The sequence below is a fragment of the Pseudomonas sp. 2024-210 genome, from assembly GCF_045062345.1.
Lineage (GTDB): Bacteria > Pseudomonadota > Gammaproteobacteria > Pseudomonadales > Pseudomonadaceae > Aquipseudomonas.
In genome coordinates this window covers 41,678-63,574 of the sequence record NZ_JBJGEJ010000020.1, presented here as the reverse complement: position 1 = coordinate 63,574, position 21,897 = coordinate 41,678, and the positions used below count along the sequence as shown (strand labels likewise).

At 50.2% G+C, this 21,897-nt stretch carries 24 protein-coding genes; 23 read left to right on the top strand and 1 reads right to left on the bottom strand.

Annotated elements, in window-relative coordinates; translation table 11 throughout:
- The 23 genes from ACI7MX_RS20720 to ACI7MX_RS20610 all read left to right on the top strand — a co-directional run bounded on the left by ACI7MX_RS20720 (position 1) and on the right by ACI7MX_RS20610 (position 18,755).
- Positions 1-1,032, top strand: coding sequence for an EscU/YscU/HrcU family type III secretion system export apparatus switch protein (locus ACI7MX_RS20720; protein WP_405585504.1), 1,032 nt, complete (start codon positions 1-3; stop codon positions 1,030-1,032).
- A 129-nt stretch (positions 1,033-1,161) separates the two neighbouring features.
- Positions 1,162-1,656 (top strand): type III secretion system translocator chaperone SicA, encoded by a 495-nt coding sequence (gene sicA / locus ACI7MX_RS20715; RefSeq protein ID WP_405585501.1) that lies wholly within the window; start codon positions 1,162-1,164, stop codon positions 1,654-1,656.
- Between the two features lie 2 nt (positions 1,657-1,658).
- Complete coding sequence (gene sctE, locus ACI7MX_RS20710; protein ID WP_405585498.1) at positions 1,659-3,407, top strand: type III secretion system translocon subunit SctE; 1,749 nt, start codon at positions 1,659-1,661, stop codon at positions 3,405-3,407.
- Positions 3,408-3,432: 25 nt separating this feature from the next.
- On the top strand, positions 3,433-4,578 hold the full coding sequence (locus ACI7MX_RS20705) for an IpaC/SipC family type III secretion system effector (protein WP_405585495.1): 1,146 nt from the start codon (positions 3,433-3,435) through the stop codon (positions 4,576-4,578).
- Between the two features lie 151 nt (positions 4,579-4,729).
- The gene (locus ACI7MX_RS20700; RefSeq protein ID WP_405585492.1) at positions 4,730-5,782 is read left to right on the top strand and encodes an IpaD/SipD/SspD family type III secretion system needle tip protein; all 1,053 of its coding nucleotides are present in this window, start codon (positions 4,730-4,732) and stop codon (positions 5,780-5,782) included.
- Between the two features lie 273 nt (positions 5,783-6,055).
- The gene (locus ACI7MX_RS20695) at positions 6,056-7,813 is read left to right on the top strand and encodes a hypothetical protein (RefSeq protein WP_405585489.1); all 1,758 of its coding nucleotides are present in this window, start codon (positions 6,056-6,058) and stop codon (positions 7,811-7,813) included.
- A gap of 3 nt (positions 7,814-7,816) precedes the next feature.
- Entirely contained in the window at positions 7,817-8,062 is a 246-nt protein-coding gene (locus tag ACI7MX_RS20690) for an acyl carrier protein (RefSeq protein WP_405585486.1), read from the top strand.
- A gap of 279 nt (positions 8,063-8,341) precedes the next feature.
- Complete coding sequence (locus ACI7MX_RS20685; RefSeq protein ID WP_405585484.1) at positions 8,342-9,238, top strand: winged helix-turn-helix domain-containing protein; 897 nt, start codon at positions 8,342-8,344, stop codon at positions 9,236-9,238.
- Positions 9,235-9,699: a transglycosylase SLT domain-containing protein gene (locus ACI7MX_RS20680; RefSeq protein ID WP_405585481.1), complete on the top strand. Its 465-nt coding sequence runs from the start codon at positions 9,235-9,237 to the stop codon at positions 9,697-9,699. Before ACI7MX_RS20685 ends, ACI7MX_RS20680 begins: the two co-directional genes overlap by 4 nt.
- Positions 9,700-9,734: 35 nt before the next feature.
- On the top strand, positions 9,735-10,982 hold the full coding sequence (locus ACI7MX_RS20675; RefSeq protein ID WP_405585478.1) for a PrgH/EprH family type III secretion apparatus protein: 1,248 nt from the start codon (positions 9,735-9,737) through the stop codon (positions 10,980-10,982).
- 14 nt (positions 10,983-10,996) lie between these two features.
- The gene (locus ACI7MX_RS20670; protein ID WP_405585475.1) at positions 10,997-11,287 is read left to right on the top strand and encodes an EscF/YscF/HrpA family type III secretion system needle major subunit; all 291 of its coding nucleotides are present in this window, start codon (positions 10,997-10,999) and stop codon (positions 11,285-11,287) included.
- Between the two features lie 125 nt (positions 11,288-11,412).
- Positions 11,413-11,670: a type III secretion system needle filament subunit SctF gene (gene sctF, locus ACI7MX_RS20665; RefSeq protein ID WP_405585473.1), complete on the top strand. Its 258-nt coding sequence runs from the start codon at positions 11,413-11,415 to the stop codon at positions 11,668-11,670.
- Between the two features lie 66 nt (positions 11,671-11,736).
- Positions 11,737-12,045, top strand: coding sequence for a type III secretion system inner rod subunit SctI (sctI, locus tag ACI7MX_RS20660; protein ID WP_405585470.1), 309 nt, complete (start codon positions 11,737-11,739; stop codon positions 12,043-12,045).
- Positions 12,042-12,764 (top strand): EscJ/YscJ/HrcJ family type III secretion inner membrane ring protein, encoded by a 723-nt coding sequence (locus ACI7MX_RS20655; protein WP_405585467.1) that lies wholly within the window; start codon positions 12,042-12,044, stop codon positions 12,762-12,764. Before sctI ends, ACI7MX_RS20655 begins: the two co-directional genes overlap by 4 nt.
- The gene (locus tag ACI7MX_RS20650; RefSeq protein WP_405585465.1) at positions 12,754-13,326 is read left to right on the top strand and encodes a hypothetical protein; all 573 of its coding nucleotides are present in this window, start codon (positions 12,754-12,756) and stop codon (positions 13,324-13,326) included. The genes ACI7MX_RS20655 and ACI7MX_RS20650 overlap by 11 nt, the downstream gene beginning before the upstream one ends.
- Positions 13,298-14,017 carry an oxygen-regulated invasion protein OrgB gene (locus ACI7MX_RS20645; RefSeq protein ID WP_405585463.1) on the top strand — a complete coding sequence of 240 codons (720 nt, stop codon included), beginning with the start codon at positions 13,298-13,300 and terminating at the stop codon, positions 14,015-14,017. The genes ACI7MX_RS20650 and ACI7MX_RS20645 overlap by 29 nt, the downstream gene beginning before the upstream one ends.
- The gene (locus ACI7MX_RS20640; protein WP_405585460.1) at positions 14,007-14,450 is read left to right on the top strand and encodes a hypothetical protein; all 444 of its coding nucleotides are present in this window, start codon (positions 14,007-14,009) and stop codon (positions 14,448-14,450) included. The genes ACI7MX_RS20645 and ACI7MX_RS20640 overlap by 11 nt, the downstream gene beginning before the upstream one ends.
- A gap of 159 nt (positions 14,451-14,609) precedes the next feature.
- The gene (locus ACI7MX_RS20635; RefSeq protein WP_405585457.1) at positions 14,610-14,837 is read left to right on the top strand and encodes a hypothetical protein; all 228 of its coding nucleotides are present in this window, start codon (positions 14,610-14,612) and stop codon (positions 14,835-14,837) included.
- 16 nt (positions 14,838-14,853) lie between these two features.
- Positions 14,854-15,111, top strand: a complete 258-nt coding sequence (gene gspM, locus ACI7MX_RS20630) for a type II secretion system protein GspM (protein WP_405585454.1) — start codon at positions 14,854-14,856, stop codon at positions 15,109-15,111.
- 188 nt (positions 15,112-15,299) lie between these two features.
- A complete protein-coding gene (locus ACI7MX_RS20625) occupies positions 15,300-15,548 on the top strand; it encodes a hypothetical protein (protein WP_405585451.1) in 249 nt (82 codons plus the stop codon).
- 250 nt (positions 15,549-15,798) lie between these two features.
- Positions 15,799-16,641 (top strand): hypothetical protein, encoded by an 843-nt coding sequence (locus tag ACI7MX_RS20620; RefSeq protein WP_405585448.1) that lies wholly within the window; start codon positions 15,799-15,801, stop codon positions 16,639-16,641.
- Entirely contained in the window at positions 16,608-17,102 is a 495-nt protein-coding gene (locus ACI7MX_RS20615; RefSeq protein ID WP_405585445.1) for a hypothetical protein, read from the top strand. Before ACI7MX_RS20620 ends, ACI7MX_RS20615 begins: the two co-directional genes overlap by 34 nt.
- A gap of 114 nt (positions 17,103-17,216) precedes the next feature.
- Complete coding sequence (locus ACI7MX_RS20610) at positions 17,217-18,755, top strand: EAL domain-containing protein (RefSeq protein WP_405585442.1); 1,539 nt, start codon at positions 17,217-17,219, stop codon at positions 18,753-18,755.
- A gap of 1,784 nt (positions 18,756-20,539) precedes the next feature.
- On the opposite strand, the gene ACI7MX_RS20605 is transcribed toward ACI7MX_RS20610, so the two are convergent.
- Complete coding sequence (locus ACI7MX_RS20605) at positions 20,540-21,655, bottom strand: Rieske 2Fe-2S domain-containing protein (protein ID WP_405585440.1); 1,116 nt, start codon at positions 21,653-21,655, stop codon at positions 20,540-20,542.
- Positions 21,656-21,897 lie beyond the last annotated feature (242 nt).

The window sequence follows — 21,897 nt, the reverse complement described above, 5'->3', positions numbered from 1 at the left end:
ATGTCCAGTGCGTCAAAAACCGAGAAACCGACGGCAAAAAAACGTCGTGACGCCGCCAAAAAAGGGCAAACCTTTAAAGCCAAGGATCTGTCCAGCTCATGTTTGATCCTGTGCGCAATTGTGTACGTGGGCACCAGTGACACGTTATTGCACGTGATGGAAGTTTACCGGCGCGTTATCGAAGCCGGTTTTGACGAAAACCCACAGCACTACGCGGCCGCGCTGAACGTGCTTTTATTAAAAATAATAGCGCCGGTAATTGCCGTCTGTTTTGCGGCCAGCGCATTACCTACGTTGCTCCAGACAGGCTTGGCGCTGGCCAGCGAAGCCTTGAAGATTAACTTTGGTGCTTTAAACCCCATCAATGGCTTTAAAAAGTTATTCAGCCTGAGAACCGTTAAAGACACCGTTAAGTCGCTGCTTTATTTAGGCTCTTTTGGCGTGGCGTTTTGGGTCGTCTGGGTGACTCAGCAGCAACTGTTGTTTGCCCAGTTATACGCGCAGCCCGTCGACTTGCTGCCCATCTGGGGGCATTTGCTTTCAGTCTTGGTGCTGGCCTTTTTGGGCTGCATTCTATTGATTGTATTGCTCGATGCCCTGTGCGAGTACTGGTTGTATATCAAAGACCTCAAGATGGATAAACAAGCAGTTAAGCGTGAACACAAAGAGCAGGACGGAAACCCTGAAATCAAGAGCCAGCGCCGAAACTTGCACATGGAACTGCTATCCGAACAAGTTAAGTCAGACATTCGTGGGTCACGGGTAATTGTGGCAAACCCGACGCATATCGCGGTCGGTATTTACTTCCGGCCAGAAGTAACGATGATGCCCTTCATCTCCTTAATGGAAACTAACCAGCGCGCGTTGGCAGTACGTAAGTATGCCGCTGAAGTGGGAGTGCCCGTGATTACGGATATTCCATTGGCCAGAAGAATCCTCAAGACCCATCAGCGTTACACCTTTATCCAACTCGATGAAATTGAAAACGTACTGCGTTTGCTGGTGTGGTTGGAACAGATAGAAAACGCCTGATCCTCACGTGGCCCCTATTTTTTATTGCTGCCTGTGCAGTGATGAGCGCTTTTTGGCGGCCCGCATTTTTTAAAAGTGGCTCAATAGCCTTGTCAGCACAGCTGACGAAATATTCAGGAGTGAACACCCATGAGTCGTCGTAAAGGCAAAGAGCACGAAGAAGAGCAACTGGCCGAGGACGTTATGCAGGCCGTGCTCAACGGTTCTGCGCTCAAGGATTTGCAAGGCGTGAGCACCGAACAGATGGACGGTCTGTACGCCTTTGCTTATGAGTTTTATGAGCAAGGTCGCCTGGACGATGCGCAGAGGTTCTTTCACTTTTTGTGCATTTATGACTTTTACAATCCCCAGTATTGGATGGGGTTGGCGGCCGTGCATCAACTTAAACAAAATTATCAAAAGGCAGTGGATTTATACGCGGTGGCTTTCGCCCAAGGTAAAAACGACTACCGGCCCATGCTCTACACCGGCCAATGCCACCTTGCGTTGGGGCGGGCCGGCAAAGCCAAGTTGTGTTTTGAGTATGTGCTTGAGCGAGTACAAGAGCCGGCGCTGCGTGAGCAAGCCAGCGCTTACCTAAGTGTGCTGAGCGATATTGAAACTGAGCTTTCAGAGGAGTCTTAATTATGGATATACGCGCGCTCTACACTCGGATCAGTCCTGAGTCTTCTGAACGGTTAAAAAGTCGTGAAGACTATGCGTCTGCGGCCAGCCAGGCGGGCAACACGAAAGCCTATCAGCGCGCTGCAGAAACCGCGCTGGTCAATTTACAGGGTGTCAAATATGCCGACCAGTCAGGCAGTTCTGCTGCGCTTGGTCGTCCAATGCTTGCTCCGCCTGCACCTGCTTTTACAGGTTCAAAGGCTGGGGCTGAAGATAAGTTCACCTTGCTGATGGCTTCGCTGATAAACCTGTTGGGTGAAGCCAGCGTGGAGTCATTAAATTCGCGGATGGCTATTCTGAAGGCTGCCGCTAAAGCCTCTGCCGATGGAAACTCAGCACTGTCGGCGGAGTATTTGAAATCGGTTGGGGTGTTAGAACAAGCTGTTGAAGTTGCCAGCGGGGAAGAGCAAAAGAAAGAGGCGGCTAAAACAAGTCTGGAGCACGCTAAGGCGCAATTGGCCACCGCGCAGCAAAAATTGTCAAGTGCGCAGCCAGATACCCCTGAGCACGATGAGGCATCAGCGCAAGTTGCTGACGCTACTTCGCGTGTCGATACCGCCACACAAGCATACGAGAAGTCGCTCCGCGATCTGAATTCGGCAATTAAAAGCAGTGCGGCGTTAGCCAGTAAAGCCGAGGCCTTGGCCAAGCAAATTGAGAGTAAAGGGGTGAGCAATCAGCCCATATTGGACGGCATGAAAGCGCAATTGAATGCCAGCGCCACCATGACGTTGTTGATGATGCAATTTGCCGAATTAATGGGCGAAAGTGCTGAAAACAAAATTGATATGGAGCAAGAACTTTTTCGCAGTATGCAGGCCGCTCGCCAAGAGCATATGGAGCGCAAAGCTGACGAGTACGCTGAGGAAGTGCGTAAAGCCGAAGCAGCCAGCAAAACCATGGGCTGTATTGGCAAAATCATGGGCGCAGTTCTCATGGTGGTGGGCGTCGTTGCCGCTGCGTTCACGGGGGGCGCGAGCCTAGCGATAGCAGCCGTCGGCGTTGCAGTCATGGCGGCTGACATGATTGTTAAAGAGTTGACGGGCGTTTCATTTATGGAGCAAGCCATGAAACCACTCATGGATTTGCTCGGCCCCCTGATACAGCACTTGGGGAAGGAAATTGCCGCCTTGCTTAAAAAGTTCGGCGTCGACGAAAAGTCAGCTGACATGGCGGGCATGATTATGGGGGCCATAATCGGAGCTATGGCCATGGTTGCGGTAATGGCGGTGGTGATGGCGGTGGGTAAATCGGCCGCCAGTAAAATGGCAGGGGCGATGACAAAGGCGTTTGGAGACATCGCCAGCAAATTAGCGCCCGACTTGCTTAAACAAGTAGCCCGTTCGGTGAGTAAAACATTCACTCAAACCATGACTAAGGCGCGCAGCTCGTTGGGGCTTAAATCTGACGCTCTGCACTTGAATCAATACGCCACCCGAGTGGCCATCATGGAGGGGGTTGCTCAAGCCGGCAGTGCGTCCGCTGAGTCCAGCCTGGGCATCAAGTCGGGTGTGCATCAGCGTAATGCATCTGATCATCTAGCGGCGTTCAAGTTTTCTGTCGTGATTGCAGAAACGATGAAAGTGTACTTGAGCGACATGGTTCAAGCATTTGATCAATTAATGAAAGCAAAAGACGAAGCCCTTAAAAAAGCCTTCGCTGTTCAAGAAAACGCGAACAGTACAGCACTTAATATGGCCCGCAATATTTAATCTCTGCAAAAAAAGGACACAAAGTATGGGTAATTTAGTAAGCAGTGTTGCACCTCGTGCACTTTCTATTGGCTCCGACATGTTTATCGGCAAGGACACAGGTAAAACTGTACCGATCGAAAAAAAACCAATGAGCACAGGCACCGTCGCGGAGCAAGTCAAAGGGCAAGTTTTAACAAGCAACGCCGAATTTACAATTGATAGCATGACCCCGGCAGAGCTAAGTAACTATTTGAGTGTGTCTGGTTTAAACGAGTCAGAAACCCAGGCGATGATGGGCATGTTTTTGGCGTCGGTTATCAAACAAGAAAAGGAAACGTCTGCTGATTCGGCTAAAGAATCCGTTCAAGCGTTGATGAACTTTGATCCGGTTTCATGGGAAAAGCACGTGGGTGTGCTGGTTGCGGCAATTGTCGCGGTCAATATCGCCCGCCAGGCAAGTGCTGAGATGAGCGGTAAGTTTGCCCAGATGGCGTACGAGGCTGCCGAGGGGCAGGGTGAGGCTATTATCAGTGGTGGTCAGGCGGCCATGTGGGCCGCTGTCACTGGCTCAGTTGTATCGGCAACGATGGCCGTAGGTGGGGCGGCACTTTCCATTCAGGCGCAAGGTATGAAACACAGCGACTTGAAATTCAACAAGGGTGGAGCAGCTAAGTTGGATTCAGAAGCGGCCGGGTTGCGTCTTGAACTGAAATCGACGCCTGTGGCACAGAGTTCAAGCGCTCCTAGAAAAGTCACGGGCACTACTTCTGAGGGAAGGAATGAAACCGTTGAGCTGCGCACGGACAAAAAAGAGCTGACTCCACAGGACCGTGCGGTATTAGAAACGTCTATTCGTAAAATAGATTCAGAAGCTAAAGATCTACGCATGAAAAGCGCTCTGCAACAGAAAACCATTGAGAATAAGTTAACGATTGGCGGGGCGCTCAGTTCGTTGGCGATGATTACCAGTTCTGGGCTTTCTTCTATTTTGCGCTTGCAGGAATATAACGAGCGTCAGAAAGAGGTATTGAGAGCGGCCGAACAAAATATTAACAAATCTGTAGGGGATGTTGAAACTCAAAGCCTTGCAGAAGACACGGCATTAATCAGCAAGATGCTGGATGCGATTCAGCAGCTTGTAGATGGCCGTAATGCGACAGTCAATAACGTCGCGACCGCACGCGCTTAACCAGGAGAGTCACGGTGTCTTTAACTATTAATGCAACGCCCCTGAGCGTAATGTCCACGCCAGCATTGGATCCGTTTGATCGTGCTCAGGTCGACAATCCGGAATCTGTTTCTCGGATATGAGCTCCGGGCGGGAGCAGGTGGTCAAAGGCATGGTGTCTCGTCTGGAGAGTTACAGCGCGCGCTTGAATGAAGCGCGCGCTCAAAGCTCGACTGTCAGCTCACTGTTGAGTGCTAAGCAGGCTGCTCAAGTGGTCAGTTCCGTAAGCGCTGGCGAGGCGCTTTCGGCAGGGCATCTAAAAGATGTCAAGCTCGCTGAGGCATTGGAGGGGCTAAGCGATAATATCGCCGTCACTCAAGTGCATGGCACGCTGCTGCAAGCGCAACTGCATAAGGTCGCGCCAGGGTTAGCAGGAGGTCTGCAGATTAATGCTGAAGAGTTCGCTGCCTCGCTTAATCAATTAAAAGGTCACCCTGAAGCGCCGACAGAAGGGGTGCAGTATTACGCGCAATATGCTTCCGGTAAGGATGATTTTTTTGCTGGGCTCTCTGAAATGATTTCGTTCATCAGAGAGGATTATTTGGCTGCTTACGAACATGTACTGGAGCAGTACTCGAATTTTTATAAGCGCTTTAATGAAGAAATTATGGCCAAGATGGGGGGGTGGATTACTGGCAAAGAGGATGGCAAGAAAGTTGAAGTTAATGGCGATTTGTTTATAGCCCTTCGCAATTTTCGAAAATCAAGCCTGGGGCGTGACAATGCGCTTTTATACCCGCCATCTCTCAGTAAAACCGGTGTAGAAGGCGTTAGCAAGCAAGAGGCAGAAAAGTGGTACAAGACATTTGCTATGGAAAATACGACCTGCTTATGGAGGCTTGATGACGGCTCGTATTGTGTGCTTATTGATGCTATGCCTATTGACAACATGGCTAAGGCGTTAGCTGGACTCGGGGGTGGCGAGTACGAAGACATCAACACGGGCGCAAAGGATAAGGGTAAAACCATCACCCTTGATTCCGCAAAGTTTCAAGCCTGGCAAACCGGTTTCAATAGTCAAGAAGCTGAAATGAAAAATAAGTTACAGTTGTATACCACTAAATACAGTAACGCGAACTCCTATCACGAGAACTTTAATAAAATTCTTTCATCGCAGCTAAGTCAATATGCTGAAATGCTAAAAGCGATCGTGAGCGGTATCTGATAGCCAGTTCTTCAGGATGGTGGCTAACTGGTGTGCGTGCAGGCTGTGCCGGATTAACCGCGGCGTAGCTAAAAATATTGAGTGGCAGGTTCAAGCGCTGCAATTAAAAGGGAGGGTTAAGTTATGAGTGCCGTAAGTATTAGCCGTAGTGGGCCTTTACTGAATCTTCATCGGTTGAATTCGCAGGACAAGGGTCAACGCACCATTACTGGCCAGCTTGTGAGTGCTACGAATAACAGTGGCTCATCACTGTCTGGTTTGACGGGCCCCTCTATGTCGACGAATCCGGCTGCTTCGGTAAATCAGCCTGTATTCGACAATCGGCGCGATGCGGTGAAGGATCTGGAAACCAAGGCGTTACTCGATACGGGGCTCGAGGCCAGTGCTGTTGATGGTTTGCTCGATAAAACAGACCGTAGCGCAATAAAATTGCGAGAGTATGCAGCCATTGTTTATACACTTAAAAACACCTCAAATAATACGCAGCATCCGTCACTCACTCAGGCCTCAAGCTATTTGAATAAGGCAGTGGCTGCCTATCAAAGTCAGGGTGAAAAAGGGTTCTCGATCGGGTTTGATGTTAAAAATAGTAAGCCGTATCAGCTAAATAAAGACTTAAGCTCAGCGATTGATACAGCCGTGAAGTCTCAGTCCGGAGCATTTGATAAGTGTGCAGGTTTTCTTCATGAAAATTATTTGAAAGAGGGTTTAGGTCGGGCGCTTGAGAAATCGCTCGGTATGGAACTGAAAGAGCCTGCGTTACAAGATTCAGCCAGGCAAGGGAATGCAGGTGCACTGGCGTCTAATATACTTGCCAATCAAATGGCAGGCAGTGTGCAAGATAACAGCTGCGCAAGTTATGGGCGCTTCATTAGCGATATGTTGGGTCAGTTGGGGCTGATTGCTGAGTCTAGAGCGCCTCATCAAGGGCGCGGGCAGGCAATGAATCGTAAAGAAAATGAGCGCTCAGAGACTGCCCAGGGTGTACCGCGGGCAGACATGTCCGCTACAAATACGTTGCCTGGCGGTGGAAACGTCAATGTGACCGTTAACGTTGATATGTCGAGCCTTTTCAGCTCGATGCAGCCTTTGTTTTCGGGTCTTGCAGAGCTCTTGATTGGAGTGGGTAATCAAAAACCCTTAGAGAGAGCGTCGGATCAATCGCCTACTTTGCCTGTGTCGCCAGGGTCACAAGGCCTCACATCGCGCGAACCAGCCCGCAACTACGCTAGCGAAAGCGCTCTGGGGGCTGCTGATCAGCCGAGTCATAGAGCTGCACGTGTCACAGATAGCATCTATGCTCGGCGCGATAATCTTCAAGATTCCGTGTCCCAAGGCAGCAGCGCCGCAGTCTTTGATTTCGCATCTTCAATGACTACCTCTGCAAATAATGGCAAGCCGAATCCGGCTTCGGGATTTACGGCTTCACCGTTCAAGCCAGTTGCCGAAGAACGTATACCTGAATTTAAGCTGTCTCCTGATTATGGAGTGGACGATGTCGACGCTCTGGCTGCCCAAGAATTCACGGCTGTTGATGTACCTATGGCGGCTCTTGAAGAAACAGCTGAGCGCTCGAAGATTGCTCAAGCGTTTATTGACGACATCTCTAAGCTCAACATTAGAAACTTTCCTAAGCATGCACCGATTTATAGGGATTTTATTGAACCTAACGCAACAGAGCGCCAGATGGGCAAAACTATTGCCTCGTTCATGCCTGGGAGTTCTGAAGGCATGAAGGCGTTGCGGATGTATTTGAAGGACGGAGGCAACCCTTCTCAGGCGCCAGAATCGAGCCCGGTTTCGGCAGCGTTTAAGGAACTGAGTGATAAGTCTCCGGATGTCGCTGAGCGGATAAAAATGTTGTTTAACAGCCTTAATGGCTTTAAGCAATCTTATACGGTACTGCCCATGATTTCTTCGCTGGGCGGTTCGACCAGTATCTCCGGCAACTCCAAACCTCAGTCTTTCACCGCAGCTCAGCGTGAACTTGAAGCCAAGCTCAGAGCTGAAATCTCTCATTCAAAAGAGTAGCGAATGCACGTTAATGAAGCCTATGCGCTGATCCGGTATGTCATCGCACAAAAACTGTTGATTGAAACTGAGTGCATTACGCCCCACGCCAGGTTCGTGGAGGATCTTGGGGCGGACTCATTGAATTTGGTGGAGATTGTTCTAGATATCAACGAAGCACTTGATATTGAGATTCCCGTGCAGGGGCTAGCGAAAATTCGTTCAGTCGAAGACTTAAGCATCTTGGTGGCTGAAGCCATTGAGCGGTAGGCGCAAGGGCCATCCTTGTTGCTAGGCACTGCGCCAAGCGCTTAGTGCACGGGAGGTGTGGGGGCGCTAATTTTGCGACCTCTGCATACTCTCCTCGCCAGATTTGTAGGAAAAATCCACATTCATTGCGGATTTGTCTCCTGTGGCTTCGGAATTGTTCTCTTTTTTGATGTCATGGCCCTCCATACAGTGAGGGCCTGTGCTTGGACTGTCGTTGCCAATCACTCAATTGGCAAGCATCCGGCATCTATCAAACTGTTGGGGGAATAGGATTGCGTTATGGAAGGTGTCATCAATCAATCATCGTCACGAGCGTTTGTGTTCGGTCAATGGGTATTGCAGAGTGACGGATTACTCTTGCATGACGGTAATGGATTACATCTACCTCCGAAAGAGCTGCATGTGCTACGGCTCTTATTAAACGCCGCGGGCACACTGGTCACGAAAGATAGGTTGCTGGATTGTGTATGGCCCAATTGTGATATTGCACAGGAGTCACTCACACGTTGTATTTACGCGCTGCGAAAAATGTTGGGGCCGCAGAATAACTACATTAAAACGGTGTATGGCAAAGGCTATCGATTTGTGGCAGCCGTGAAGGAACTTAAAACCGCTCGCCCTGCTTCACGCGTTCAAACACTCTTGTTATTGCCTTGGCTGACCCCACAGGGGAGTTGCGATCTTGATCTGCAAAGCCAATGTGCGCGTCAGTTAGTCACGACGTTCGGTGACGCGCTGCGTGTTATGTCTCCTGCTATGACTGTGCACGCCAGTAGTGGTGTTGAGCGCTTGGCGTTAATTGAACACATGGCGCCCGATTTTTACCTGACTTCGCGTTGGACGATGCATGAGCAGGGCGCCGGGTTGTGCGTTGAGCTCGTGCGGGGCAGCGACCATACCTTGATGCACAGTGAGGAATTGCGGGTAAGTCATGCACGCAGTGAAGTGCTGCTGCAAGTCGCGCAGCTGGTCGGGCAACGCTTGCCGGGATTACGTCATGTAACGACTGATAGCCATTCATTAGGGATCGCATTTTCGTGTTCGCCTGTTGTGTCCGGGATACAGCAATTCTGGAAAGACCCTGTGCTTCAGGGTCGACTCTGGAGTAATGAGCGGCTGCGCGACCCGCGCTCATCGTGGTCGGCGCAAATACTGTGTGAGCGCATCCGAGCATGAGTTGGCCACGGTATGCAGTCATTGCTTTGGCGCAAGTGTGTGCAGTGAAAGTATCAGCAAGCTGCTGGACAGAGGTCGCAGACCGTTATTCGATTGAGCCGCAATTATTATTTGCCATCGCGGATGTTGAATCAAAACTCGACCCGCGAGCCGTCAACTTAAATCGAAATGGTTCTCGGGACGTCGGTCTTATGCAAATTAACAGTTTGCATTTACCCAAGTTGAAAGCGCGAGGTATTACAGAGCAGCGTTTATTGAACGAACCGTGCTTAGCGATAGACGTAGGGGCTTCAATACTGTCTGAGTTTATTGCGCGACACGGTTATAACTGGACGGCTGTAGGTGCTTATAACGCTGGCAGCGCTGCGAATCGGGAGCCTTTGCGCAGGCGCTATGCGCTGAAAGTGTATAAGCGTTATAAAGAGGCCCTGGCCGAAGGCTCAGTGCCTTACCCATTCTGAATACAAAACTAACTGACCGCATAGTTTGATCAGGATTGAGCGCGTCGCCGCATTTACTATTGAAAACACACGAAAGCGTCATCCGCTTTCCCGAGGAATGGGGCACGATGGTGAGTAACACACAGGATCATCCCGGCGCACAGTTAGTATTAAGGGTATTCAACGGTCCTCTTCAAGGCTGCGAGTTTACCCTTGAGCGTCAACGCACTCTTTTTATAGTGGGATGCGAAACACAGTTTTGTTCGTCGACGCACCTGCCGACGATTCCAGACGATGCGATTTATATTCCGTTACCGTCGGGCGGTTGTAACTTCGAGATCGTACGCGAAGATAACCTTCGTTCGGGCTGCATGCTTTTCCCGTTAAGTGATGAGGCCGTAGAGCCGCGCGTGCTGGTTTTTCAAACACTTGAGCACGTAGGGGCATTACAAATCGCTGTGCGCCCGGACGATGAGCCTTGGCATCCCGAGTTATTGGTACCCGCCATTAAAGCGCCAGAGCCTGTGCCTGCGCGAATCCCTGGTTCGCGCGCGCAGCAACTATCGGCGGGTGTACTTATTACAGTGGCCATCGGCTTGGGGATATTTGGCTGGGGCTTCACGCGGCCAACACCGGTCTCCAACGTAGAAGCCTTGGTGGCAGGTGCCAGTAACGCCATGACCGTGTTGTACGGGCAAGATAAAGCGGTGTATGTGTTGGCCGATTCGGAGCGCGAGGCCAGTTGGGCGCGTCAAGTGATGGTTCGTAACGGGTATGCAGCCAATCAAGTGCTGACGCTGCAAGACGAGCAGACCCGGTTGAGCGGGGTATTAGCCGATACCTTTCCCACGCTGGCTTATCATCGTCTCGATTTAGGTAATCCAGGGCAGCCTCGTTTACTGATCAGTCGTCAGCGCAATGTGCTGAACCCGGGATTGCAGCAGCGCATCGAAACAGTGTTACGCAATGCAATGCCTTATGCACACGACGTACAGATTGTGAGCAGTGACGATGAGCACTACGTGCGCCGGGCACAGGAGGGTTTAAACCGTTTGGTGTTGCCCTATAGCCGTGAAAAGAATGCTGACAGCGTCACCTTTACGATCAAGGGCAGTTTAGAGGACGCCCAATTGCAAGCCTTGAGTAACTTTGTTAAAGCCTTTAATGCTCAAGGAGGAGGGCGGTACGTGAATTTTATTATTGAAATGCAAGATGACTGGCTTAAAGGCAAATCATTTCAATATGGAACCCAGGGGTTTGTAAAGATGACGCCCTCATCTTGGTATTTTCCACAACCATTGTAACGAAGAGGTAAACAATGAGTATCGACGCAACGGGTAAGTATACGCCAGGCGCACTAGCCGCCGCTGTCACATTCCATACTGACTTTATGGGAGCGCAAGCTAAAGGCTTTGAAACAGGGGCCGCAACGCTTAAAACAGCACTGGATGAAGCGTTGGATAAGCTTCACCTTGATGCTTCAGATCCAACTTTGCTAGCGTCGTATCAAGCCGCTTTCTCGTCTTATAATATCTTTCGTAATGCGGCGACCAACACCGTCAAGGGCTTTAAAGAAATCGACAGCGCTATTATTTCTGCGGCTCGCTAAAAGCGTGCTTCAAGGTGAGCGTGCCACGGCGGCAGGTAAGTTACACACCACTCTATATGAGCCATAAAGGATTTTTTCTAGCGGCTTAGGTGTGTGCAAACAATAGATAGGTCAATAGGTGCGTTATGGGTATTAATACAGCAGTAAGCTTTCACGCAGATTTCATGGGCAAGCAAGCAGCAGGTTTTGAAAAAGGTGCAACCGGTCTAAAAAAAGCGCTTGATGATGCGCTAACAGCCCTTCATGCAGATGCTTCCGACCCGACGTTGTTGGCGTCTTATCAGGCAGCCTTTTCGTCGTATAACATCTTTCGAAATGCCGCAACCAATACCATTAAAGGGTTCAAGGAAATTGACAGCGCGATTATTTCCGCTGCACGTTAAACACAATTCTTACCTTAAGCTGGGGGCGCTGAAGCGCCGCCAGCGTTTTATATCCAAGTGGTGGCCATGTCTATTTCCTCTGTCAGTGCATCGGGCAGCAGTTCAATTCAAATCGCTGAATTGTCGCGTCCCGCTTCAGCATCAATTGTTTCCCTCGAAGACCGTTTGATCGAAAGCTTCGCCAGTTCCGCTGTTAACAGTCAACAGAGTCAAGCCGATATCAATGGTATGTTGGCGCGTCCTGATCTTACCGATCCGGAAGTGTTAAGCGAGTTACAAGTGCTCTCTGCGCAATACAATATTGATGTCTCTTTACTCAATGCCCTGGTTCGCAAAACGGTGTCCACGGCTGAAACATTGCTGCGCTCTTCATGAGGTTATTTACCGGTGTTGCGTTGGTGTGTTTGACGCTGGTGGGGTGTCGCCAGCCCAGTTTACTGGAAGGTCTGGATCAGCATCAGGTGAACCAGGTGGTTTCTGTTTTACAGCGCAATAACATCATTGCGACCAAAGTCGATAACGGCAAGATGGGGCATTCGGTGCACATCAATCAGAATGACTTTGCCGCTGCAGTCGATGTGTTGAATCTGTATTCGTTACCCTCCAAGCCACGCGTCGAAATTGCGCAAATGTTCCCGGCGGATTCCTTAGTGGCCTCGCCGCGTGCCGAAAAAGCACGCCTCTACAGTGCACTTGAGCAACGCTTGGAACAGTCTGTTACGACGCTCAATGGTGTGGTTTCTGCTCGTGTTCATATCAGTTATGACCTTGAATCCGGGGAGAGTGGGCGCAAGGCTGCTCCGGTTCATGTGTCGGCGCTTGCCGTTCATGAGCGCGATATTGAACCGCAACTGTTAATTGGAGAAATCAAGCGGTTCTTGAAAAACAGCTTTTCGGCGATGGAATATGAAAATATTTCGGTGGTCGTCTCCAAGCGGGATCTGATTCAACATTCATCTCCCTCACTGGAGCCACGCTCACGTGATTACGTGTGGTTGTATGGTGTGGTGCTGATAGGTGTGGTGGGGGCCGGGATTGGAGGGGGCGTGTGGTATCGACAAGCTAAACGCAATGAGGATAACGATGCAGTTTAGAGCTGATGCATTGGATGTGATCTTGCATCAGCCGCTCGATTACCTGCACCCACATCGCGGTTGCATACCTCGCGTGCTGGATACGCCGGCGGTACGGCCCGTATTGAACCAGATTTTACTGCGCACCTTGGCGTTGAGTTGCCCCGCGCCAGTCCTTATCAAAAATAGCGGCTGGATTAATCTATGGATAAAGCATTGGTTCTTATTGCCGCAGGTCGCCAAGCTGATGGGCGCTCAGTTGATGTGGCCACACTTGGCGCGCGGGTCTCGTATGCGTCAACTCGATGCGTCAGTTCGAGCCTTTGCGCGTGTCGATCTTGGGCCTAGAGCAAACTGTGAACCGCTCAAAAATGATGGCCTTGATGAGTCGCTTTTAGCGTTAGGACTCGGCGCATTAATGGCGTGGGAGCCTGAGCTGCCACCCGCGTTAACCCAGCGTTTACAGCTTCAATTTACTGCTCAGGTTGTCGCGTTGCAGCAGTCTTTGAGGCCGCAAGCCCCAAATGCGTCACTTTTTCTTATGGCGGTACAACATGCCCGAATACATCAGAACCGTGGCTGATATTCCTTTAGACGCTGCACTCTGGGTGTCCCGTGACGAACGCCGTGCGTGTCGTGAACGTCGCGTGTTAATGCAGCAAGCACGGGAACGAGCCAAAGCGTGTGTTTCACAGGCTGAGCAAGAGGCGCAAGCTGTACACATTCATGCGTACAAGCAAGGTTATGCCCAGGGAATACTGCAAGTTGCCAGCGATTTGAGTGCACTGTTATTGCAAGCACACACAATCTCTCAAACATTGCAGCAGCAGTTAGAGCAATCAGCGCGTGAAGTCGTAGGCGAGTGGCTCATGGATGAGCAGTTATTGGAGGCGCTTATGCAGCGCTGGAGCGTGCGGCACCGCCATGAAGCGGATGCTGAGGTGCACGTGCTTTTGCCGCAGCGTTGTCGAGCCGAAGCGTTGCCGCTGAAAAAGGTGCTGATTGATGCGGGGTTCGAGCGTGTGACGATCAGCTTTCATGATCAGGAACGTTACGTATTTCGACATTCAGATCAGGTCATTGAACTCGATATCAACGCATCACAGGAGCGCCTGTCCCCACGGCTGATAGCCAAGCTTGAGCAGTTGCCCGAAAGCGTGCTTCAGCTTGAACAGGCTTCTGTGAAACTTTTTACAGACTGGGCTCGGCAGTTGGGGGAGACGGGTGTTGAGCGGGATTTTGAAGAGGAGGCACTGCCCACCGATGAACATTAATGAACGGATAAACATTGGCAGTACGCTGAATGTTGCGTCAGCAAGTGCAGCACCTGTAAGTCTTGAGCAACGCCTAAGTCCTCTGGCTTCGGAGTCGGTGACTGATCCCGAGTTTGAGCGATTTTATGAGGCCTTTTCAAAGTGGCTAAACAGCCAAGATGCATTGCCGAGAAACAGCATTCAGTCTTTCTTGAAGGGATACACCTCGCCAGCCGGTGAGCACACTTATGCCACCACTAAAGATCAATTGGCGTTACTGACTCAAGTGATGGTCAAAATGAAAGCGCAGGGGCTTGAGGAGCACAGTGATTATAAGGAGGTTAAAAAGGTGAGCGTCCAAATCACATCGGTACATGGGTTCATTCAAAATTTTATGATGGAAGCATTCCAGCCGTCAGACGATGATGACAGCCGAGAAAATGTAAGTTGGTAACAGTGAATCGTCTTCATTAACGTTATCTGTGCTATGGCACCGCCGTTGTTGCAATGACGACGGTCATTTAATTGGGCATCAATCATGCAGTGTCATCAACCATTGAATAAACAGCGTGCGCGATTTCATTCGAGCTGCATCTGTCTTGGGCTTTGCTTTTTGTTGCTGATTCTTATGCTTCCCTTGGGCATGGCGGTGTATACGAGTGAGCAGCTGAATACCACCGCAGAACAACTCAACCGGATGAGTCTGCTGATTCATCACCAGCATGAAGTCGATCGCTCAGTGCTTGATGAACTCGCAGTCAGGCTCAATGTCAGTCAAGGCGAAAGCATGAAAGAGGTCGTTAACCGGGGTGTCACCGGTGCGTGTCACAACGGTCTATGACTGACAGGAGGTTAAAGTGTTTGTGCAATTGAAATCAGCGTTTAATCGACGGCCAGTCCCTGAGCGCCGCGTACTGCTCAGCCTGGCGGTATACGGTTTACTGGGGATCGTCTACCTGAGCGTTATTGAGCCTATATCCGACCACCTCAAAGGCGCTCAATCCAATTTTGCGCGAGCGCTTGAACTCAATCGTCATGTCATGTTGATTACGACACCGTATGGGGGCGCATTAACCCTGAATCCAACACGTGAAGCATCGTGTCAAGAGCGCTAAGTCTGAGCGTTTTGTGAAAGCTATTCTGAGGGGTGGCGTCTAGGCTCTTGGCAGCACTTCGCCGCTAAGGACTCAATATGCCAATAATCCTGCCAGTTACGCTGCTGAATACTCAGGGGCAGAAGTCCGCACCGTGTGCAGCCAATAACGCGACGTTGCTGTCCATGAAAATTAAGCGGTGCTGTTCAATGAACAGTGTTTTTCACCATTTGATTCAATCCTCTCACCCGCTTTCCTGCAAGGAGCGTCACCGAATCCTGACTATGTGTACCTGCCAGACGTTTGAGGGTCGTGCCGCGTTGGCTAAATTTGTGGCACTGGCGCCCAAAGACACCGCCATTGAGGTGTATGCCGAAGTGCCTACTTATTGGATGCCTCGCTGGCGACTCGGTGACTCACAGGTTGCTCCGGTGGGGTGTGTATTGCTACGAGGATAGGCATGAACAGGCGCCAGCTCGCTAATTAAACCCCTTTGGTTGCGACCTCAGGGGTTTTTTAATAGGGGCGCTCCGTGTAAATTCAACGGTTTGGAAAGCACTGCAGGGCCATCTGCGCTGTGAGCCGCGCCATTCAATACTGATCTTGGACTTGAATCGGCAAACTCCAGGGGCTGCGAGGCTACACAAGGGTTAGTCAGTTTGACAGCATATGCGGCGGTAAGAGGGTGCGGGAAAAGGAGTGTTGGGCATGGATAACCGTCTGGAGGCACCTTTAAAAGAAGAAGAGATCGAGTGCATCTATGACTCAGAGAGAATGATGCTCACGAGAGGGGCGTTCAGCATTCAGCTGCCTAGCAATGAAGGGTTTATGCTGGCAGCGTTGATAGATGGGGTTACGGACAAAGAAGACATTATTGAGCGCGTCTGGGGGGCACGTGGGTTAGTGGTCACCGACAACAGCTATTACAAAGCGCTTCACGGGCTGCGCGCGTGCCTGGCTGAAGTAGGGCTCGATAGAAGTGCATTAAAAACATTGCCTCGGCGTGGGGTTTTACTGCTGTGTACGATCACTACGCTGCCTGTCAGAGAGCGTGTGGTTCAACCTGAGGCGCGAGCACTTGAAGTCGCTGAAGGCTTGAGCCAGCACTTGGCAGTGGCTGCCCCTGAAACTGCGACCACTCCTGCTGATCGCAATCCATTGCCCGATGCAGCCACCTCGGTCTCAATTGCACCTTCATCTGAAGTTAAAAAAAGATCTTTCAATCGTTTTTTAACACTGGCTATCGTGTATGGATTTTCAGCATTGTCAGTTGGCTATTATGCCTACTTACACATGACGGCCCCACCTGAGCTTGCAGAATGGCAGCGACTCGGCCATTTAAATGGTATTGAGATTTACAAAGAAACCGGCGAAAACGTCAACCTGGAAGAAATAAGCCGATTTACCGATTATTTCAACCCTGCTAGTCACTGGCAGGGCGTTGGTTATTATGTCCGAAAAACCATGTCAGAACTCTTGATCGTCTGCGACAAGCCTGAGTATGACAAGAGGTCTTTATGCAGCAATTTCTTAATCATAGAAAAAAATTAATACTTCATGCCGCCATTTTTATCATAGGTATTGTAGCGGTTGTATTGACAAGTTTTTTAAAGTACAGGTATTACATGGACACCCCCCATGCACCCTGTTATTCGGCGGTTGATTTTGTCTATGATAATGGCCCGGAAGGGCGCTGGTCCGGTCAAGGTGACCTGTCAATAAGCATGGAAGGGCATGCCATCTATTTGTATTTCAGGCTCACCAGCCCGGCGGGGGAACAATTAACCTATAACCGTCGACTGGAGGCAGAGTTTGATAAGTTGGACACGTCCAGATTTTTGTTTAACACAAAAGAAGTGGTTATTTTCGATAATGACACGGCACAGAAAAAAGCCACCTTTATGCGCCGCGGACTTGAAGGCGGAATGGTGACCTTTTCACGCTTTTCAGACATGAATTATTATTACAACATCAACAACATGTTGATCGGTGTGTGCAATGTTCCTACATAGTGAGAACCGCTTTTTCGAGGGCCCGTTGTTTAGAAAATATTCAGCCGGTAATGACATTCCAGCGATAAGCCTGTGTGCACCACTTCAGGACATATCCCTTACGAGGAAAGCCCTATGAAGCGCGCAATCCGTCACTCTTCACGGCACACGCTTTTAAAAGCGATTTTGATTGGTTTTATACCCGCCGTGTCAGGCATGTTATTAGCCTATTGTTTGGCAGATAAAAAGCTTGCCGAGGCCTCCGTCAGTGCTGCTCATGAGGCCGACAGGCAGATTTCTATTATGGTGGATGAGGCCGCGGCTGCATCAAAATCGCTTATGGCTCAAGCTGATCAGCCCTGTGAACTAGTAACGCAGCAACTCAGAGAACAGCTCACCCAGTACCGTTTTATACGGTCGGTTGATATGGCGCTGAATAACAGGATTTATTGCACGTCGCTCTATGGTTCCCGTCATTTGAGTGCGATTAACCCGGAAGATTTTTACCATGGAATGCTGCGTTTATTCTCGGATTCCAAGGATGCTTCTGAGGTTCCAGTACTGATGTATAAGCTGGACTCCGGCAACAAAAGCGTACTGGTCGGCATCGACGGCCGGCACATCCAGGACGCGCTGTATCTCATCGATAAAAACAGTCACTTGGTCATCAAGGTGGGCAATCAGTGGATGCGCTCGCGAGGAGAAGTGCAGAGCGCGCCGTTCGAAAACTATCCTTTACAGCCACAGGCTATTTTTTCCGAGAAGTATGGTTATGTTATTTATTCCGCGTACCCTGCAGGTGCAGTGCTTACCTACGCGATCAATAATTATCTCTACCTTATTGGTCTGTTAATCATTTTGGGCGGCGTGCTCGGCGCATTGGTGTATTGGAGGCTTGGCCGCGTATTAGCACCGAGTAAAGAGTTGCAGCGCGCCTTTAAAGCCAAAGAATTTTTACCCTATGTTCAACCGGTTATTTCCTCTACAACCAATGAGTGGGTGGGCATGGAGGTCTTGATAAGATGGCGCCACCCCCAAGAAGGGTTGATTCAGCCAGACAGTTTCGTGCCCCTTGCAGAAAGTACGGGTTTGATCGTTCCGATGACCCGTGAATTAATGCGAATGACGGCGGAGCAGTTTTCACCGTGTGTGTCGTCATTCAGTGCGCCATTCCATATCGGCTTCAATATCACCGCACGGCATTTTGAAACCCTTGATCTGATTGAAGATTGTAAAATCTTCTTGAACGCCTTTACGCCCGGCAGCATTATTCTTGTGCTCGAAATCACAGAGCGAGAATTGATTAAGCCGACCGAGACGGTGTTGGCGCTTATTGATCAACTCAAGGCCTTGGGAGTGTGCGTGGCAATTGATGACTTTGGTACGGGGCATTCAAGCTTGGCTTACCTCCACAGTTTTAAAGTGGACTACCTGAAAATTGATCAGAGCTTTGTATCAATGATTGGCGTTGAAGCGTTGTCTGTCCACGTGCTGGATTCTATTGTCGACTTGGCACTCAAACTTGATTTGCAGGTTATTGCTGAAGGCATCGAAACCGAAGAGCAACGCAACTATTTAGGTGCGTGTGGGGTTGACTTTATGCAAGGTTATCTTTTCGCAAAACCAATGCCAATTTCGAACTTCTGCAAACTCCTTAGTCAGCAGAAACCGTAAGGCCTAAACGAAATGCGCCCCAAGTGGGGCGCATTTTTTGAAGGCTATGGAGCAGTTTGGTGAGGGTAGGGTGATCTTAAGTCCTCGAGCTTATCCGTCTGATCGGCATCGGGCTAAGTTCGTTAAGGCGCTCAAGTTCCTTATCAACAATCTAACGGTAAGGATTAATGTCGATTTCTTTTAAATAGCAGCTGTTAATTTCTCTGACACTGAAGCACGGTGACGGGTGGCGTTATATAACTCAACTAAAGAACTATTTAGTAGAGTTATAACTAAACGGTATTAAAGAGGCTGCTAATAGCAGGATAGAGCCCTAATTCACCCAGTTTCGCTATGTGAGCCAGGGGCAGATCAAGCATGACGCTGAGCCGCCATCTTTGTCAGTGAGCGGTGATTGATGAGCTCGAGGTTGCTCATCGTTGGACGTTATTTATCAAATATGATTTCGAACGTTCAATTATGACGAGTTTTAATTTTGTGTTCTCTGAAGCGAAATACTCCATAAGTTCCAGGGCTAGCCCTTATGCGTAGAGGCCTAAACTTTAATGATGTAGAGCGGAACACCCGTGGCCAAACCTATTACGTCAGCAAATCTGCGGGTATCGATACGATCAGGTCCCCAGTTCCATCAGCGGACCTTGGCAAGAGACAGTCGATGGTTAGTTTTCAGATCCGGATGTTGGGTTCATATCTTTCTTCAGGTATTTAAATGACGAGCCGATTCATGATTATGGCCCAGCAGATGCGCTTGTGGATTCAGAGACCGTAGCTGCCTTTTTGGCTGATGCTTATGACACCGGTGACGCTGCCTATATTGCGAAAGCAATAGCCGTTGTTGCTCGCGCCAAAATACGCATTGAGGGGTTGGAGATTTTGCAGCGTGTCCGCCAAGGCCATGAAGCTGTGCCTATAGCGGCGGACGCAAAGAAGGATCTGGGCTTGGACGACTGAGGGCCTGTTGAAAAGCAGCCTCCACTGACCCTGACGTCCCAGTACTTAGGTTCGCATAATGTATATTATGTTAAATCATGTATTATGCTAGAACAGTTAATGAGGCTCGTATGACATTGATTCGACAAGCCCGCTTCTCGTGTTCACTCTCTCATCGGGCCATGTCATTTTTGTTCATGGCGAGTGTCTTGGTACGTCACCCGTTAAATTCAGCGTGCCCGTCAGAACTCAACCACGTTGGCTAACATCAAAATTGTATTTGCAGATGCCGCCGACGAACATTGAGCCGCGGTTTCAGAACCCTGTCATCAATGTTCGTCCCGACCGCACTCGTTACCGCAGCCTGACAGATTCGCAACTCCAGATCATTCGTCCGCTGATTCGCCCGGGTGCTGCGGAGGATCTGTTTCCGAAACGAATGCAATCGCCCAATTGGCTAATGATTGAATTGCTGCTGGAGACTGGTTTCCGACTCAGAGAGCTTCGTAAGCTCTACACCACCGATATCAATAAGGGTCTCAGCATCGATAACCCCCGTAGATGACACAGAAGATCCGCGCGCTGAAGAGCCTGCACTGAAAACACACACGGGCGGACCAGTCGTATGAGGTCTGCGAGCGCTATTATGCAAGTCGTTATCTAGCCGAGTCGGCCAACCTCCACATGCCCAGCGGACCTCGGAAGCCCGGAGCCGACTTGACCGTTAAGGAGGTTCGCTGTGACCCAATAAGCCAAGCAAGAACACGCGTCACCCTCCTCCTCTTTTTCCTCCTTAATCCCAATTTCCGCCTATGAGTGTTGGCGGCAAAAGCCCAAATGGCCTTGGCGCACAATCATTCGTGTTCGTGGGTGATATCCACTAACGGGATTGGTTCAATCGCCCAAGCGCGAACATGACGACGTTCGGGGCACGGTACCGCGCAAGCCTTACGTCCCGTGAACGTTCGCGCAAGACGTTCTTCGTCGATACGCCAGCCGCGTTGTTCAAGGACTTGTACATTTTTGCGAAAGGCAATCTGCAGTGCATCAGACTTTAGCGAAACCTCTTGCTGAAATGAGTCCGGTACACGCTCAGGACGTACTTTTTTAAGGACGGCATGATCTTGCTCAAAAATACGGAGGTTGCTGCCAATGAACTTGCGATCAAGCAGCCGCGAACGCAGAAACGTTCGGCCCATCATCCACCAGGTTCGAGTGCGGTTTGCGTCAATCGGGACATGCGCCGAGACGATGTAGATCCGCCAGCCGTTCGGTAAATGGAGTTCCAGCGTTGTACATGGGCCGGACAAATGAAAACCCGGAACAGTAACCACGCTGACAAACTCACTTGATGACTTGCGCCTCAGCAGACCTTTGCGTATCGGCCTGCGCATGAGCATTTGCGCACGGCCACTCCACCTATCGCTTTCGACATCGAATGAATCAATCTCGGGATGATCTGGATCACCGAAGGTTGAACCATGTACAAAAGATGCGTGCGCGAAGTCGAGGCCATTTTCGATAACTCGATCCCAACTGGCTTCCCAGTCAAAATGGCCGGTAACTGTGCGGATGGCAGGATCCTCGACCCAGTCGAGCGTGGGTAAAGGCGGACGTTGCGCTTCGGGGAGGTCACCCAAAAAAGCCCAGACCCAACCGTATCGTTCCAACGTTGGGTACGCATCGACCCGGGCTTTGGCCGGAATTCGAAGGTCTGGCTGCGCGGGAATGAGCGTACAGATGCCGTCAGGCCCAAACCGCCAGCCGTGATAGGGGCACTGCACGCTGTTGCCTACCTTAATGCCGGCCGATAACGATCCGCCCCGATGAACGCAAACATCTGATAGCAGGTGGGCAACGCCCTCGTCATCGCGGAACGCTACGAAAGGTTGTCCAAGTAATCGGACTGGCTTCAGTCCGTCAGTCAGCTGTGACGATGGGAGAACGACATACCAGAGGTTAGTAAGCATGGGGTGTGCGTCCTGTCAGGTTGTAGGCATGACTATAGTGACAGCTGAATGGTGGGCCAACCCCTGCTAAGGCTGAGAAAAACTTAAGATTGCCCCTTGCGCCCATTCAGAAACGCCATAGGACTTAACACCACCTACTGAAGATTTTATCGTGACGCCAACAAAAAAGACCCCAAAGTGGCCAGTTGTAGTTCACACAACTGGCCACTCAGAGGTCTCTAGTTTTTATCAGCAGTTGGGGC